This window comes from Agrobacterium sp. (assembly GCF_032092815.1).
In the GTDB taxonomy this organism is placed as follows: Bacteria; Pseudomonadota; Alphaproteobacteria; order Rhizobiales; family Rhizobiaceae; genus Agrobacterium.
The window spans coordinates 6,161-8,541 of the sequence record NZ_DAMDBP010000078.1; the positions used below are offsets into that span (position 1 = coordinate 6,161).

The 2,381-nt window shown below is 54.7% G+C and carries 4 protein-coding genes; all 4 read left to right on the forward strand.

Features of this window, described 5'->3' with window-relative positions; all coding sequences use genetic code 11:
• The coding region (locus RT613_RS23195) for a DinB family protein (RefSeq protein WP_313618729.1) at positions 1-532 on the forward strand (532 nt) is incomplete at its 5' end.
• Positions 529-1,056, forward strand: a complete 528-nt coding sequence (locus RT613_RS23200) for an NUDIX hydrolase (protein ID WP_313618730.1) — start codon at positions 529-531, stop codon at positions 1,054-1,056. The genes RT613_RS23195 and RT613_RS23200, both read left to right, overlap by 4 nt.
• 122 nt (positions 1,057-1,178) lie before the next feature.
• Positions 1,179-1,619, forward strand: a complete 441-nt coding sequence (ybgC, locus tag RT613_RS23205; protein ID WP_313618731.1) for a tol-pal system-associated acyl-CoA thioesterase — start codon at positions 1,179-1,181, stop codon at positions 1,617-1,619.
• Between the two features lie 261 nt (positions 1,620-1,880).
• Positions 1,881-2,381 (forward strand): MotA/TolQ/ExbB proton channel family protein (locus tag RT613_RS23210; protein WP_313618732.1); only part of this gene is annotated, 501 nt, incomplete at its 3' end.

Consider the following 2,381-nt stretch of genomic DNA (forward strand, 5'->3'; position numbering starts at 1 on the left):
CAATGCGCTGGCCAATTACCGGCTGCATCAGGCCTGCCGGCAACTGCAGCCGGGAGAATTTGAGGCGCCGCGTGTTTCGTTCTTTCCGTCCATCAAGGCGACGCTCAATCATATCCTCGTCGTGGACCGGTTTTATATCGATGCCTTGAGGGGCGGTACATTGGGGCCGGCCGCCTGGGCTGATCCCGAGCCATGCCAGACCATCGACAGTCTTTCGGCCGAACAGTCCGCTCTCGACGCGGTTCTTATCGCTCTGGTGGATGCCATAACGCCTGCGGGACTTGGTGCTGAAGTGCACATTCATCGCCAGGGGCGTATTCAACGCGAACGTTTTGACGATGTCTTGCAGCACGTCTTTCAACACCAGACCCATCATCGTGGGCAGGTGCATGCCATGTTGGCGGGAACGAGCGTAAAGCCGCCACAACTGGACGAATTCATCGTTGCCGATGATGCAGCGTTTCGTCGGCAGGAGGTGGCTGCATTGGGTTTTGATGAGGAACGGCTTATGGCCGCAGGATCACATTCATGACAGAACAGCAGGACATGCGCATTCGCATGAAATTCAAGCCGAAACGCATTTTCCAGATGCGTATTGCTGGTCTGGCGTTTCGCGACGGGCATGTATTGGTGCACCGAGCGACGCATGAGACATTCTGGACTTTTCCCGGTGGTCGGGCGGAAATGGGTGAAACCTCTGCCGAAACGCTTGCCCGCGAAATGGTCGAGGAGCTTGGAGCTGAGGTCCAGGTCGGCCGACTGCTATGGGCGGTTGAGAACTTCTTCCATTACGAAGAAAAGCATTGGCATGAGCTAGGCTTTTATTACCTGATGGAATTGCCGGAGAGTTTTCCATTCCACCCAAGCGATATCATTCACCGGGTGCAGGATGGTAAAAACGAGCTGGAATTCCGCTGGGTGCCCGCGACCACTGAGGCGTTGAAAACGCTTGATATTCCGCCCTATTTTATTGCCGATGAAATCGAAGATCTGCCGACAACGGTCAAACACCTCGTGTGGCGGGATGGTGATCTGGATATGGCTGGCAAGCCCTGATCGGGCTACTCACAGATTGTTGAGTGCGGTCGGTATCGCGCTTTCTTTCGCTCTAGCTGTTGTGGTATCTGCCGGGTTTCACCTCAAGCATTCAGTTTCTTAATCAGTACGGACCTCACATCATGAGCGACCAGCTTTTTTCAATCTCCGGCGAACTCATCGAGCATGGCCACCGCCTGATGCAGCGCGTCTATTACGAAGACACGGATTTCTCCGGCCTGGTTTATCACGCCCGGTATCTGCATTTTCTTGAGCGTGGCCGCACGGACTATCTGCGCTGCCTCGGTTGTGAACAGAGTGCACTGTTGACTGCCGATGAGGAGGGGTTGGTTTTTGTTGTTCATCGCATGGAAATCGACTTCAAGACGCCAGCCCGTATGGACGATGTTCTGACAATCATGACGCGTACCGAGAAGGCTGGTGGGGCCAAAATGGTGCTCCAACAGGAAATTTTGCGGGGTGAAACCCTGCTGGTGGCTGCCAAGGTTATCATTGCCGTGATTAACGCCAAAGGACGGCCGAGACGCCTGCCGGAAACCATCAGCGAGAAATTTCTCAAATAAACGTGACCAAAGTCGGCGTTCTTTTCTGAAGATCGAGAAAGTGTAACATTCTCTTAACCATAATGTAGTCTTACTTTGACGATCGCTATTTGTGCGCTGCACGCCTTCCTTTTACCAAATTTACAGGCAAGGAAGGCGCAATGGCAAATAACGGGGCTTGCGCAACGAGGTTAACGGTCAGGTGCCGTTCTTCGGCCATGAGCGCACACTTGAAACCGCCCGGTCTCGTGCCGGGCGTTTGGATTCGGGGATTGAGTATTTATGGAACAGGCAGGTTTGGCAGCAGCGACGCATGACGTAAGTCTCTGGGCACTGTTCATGCAGGCAGGCTTTATCGTCAAGTTGGTCATGATCGGTCTTCTGGCCGCATCGGTCTGGACGTGGGCGATCGTCATCGACAAATATGTGAGCTTCGGCAAGGCGAAGAAGCAGTTCGACCAGTTCGAACAGGTCTTCTGGTCCGGCCAGTCGCTTGAAGAACTCTACAGAACGCTGGCAGAGCGACAGAATGGTGGCCTTGCCGCTATTTTCGTTGCGGCAATGCGCGAGTGGAAAAAATCCTTCGAGCGCGGCGCCCGTTCGCCCATCGGCCTCCAGATGCGCATTGACCGCGCAATGGACGTGACGATGGCGCGCGAGAGCGAGCAGCTGGAATCGAAACTCGGCTCATTGGCGACCATCGGTTCGGCCGGTCCGTTCATCGGTCTGTTCGGTACGGTTGTCGGTATCATGACCTCGTTCCAGGCGATTGCCGGTTCGAAG

Bases quoted from the DNA above. Each gene is read 5' to 3' on its own strand.
- ybgC (WP_313618731.1), top strand. From the start codon at position 1,179: ATGAGCGACCAGCTTTTTTCAATCTCCGGCGAACTCATCGAGCATGGC.
- RT613_RS23200 (WP_313618730.1), top strand. From the start codon at position 529: ATGACAGAACAGCAGGACATGCGCATTCGCATGAAATTCAAGCCGAAA.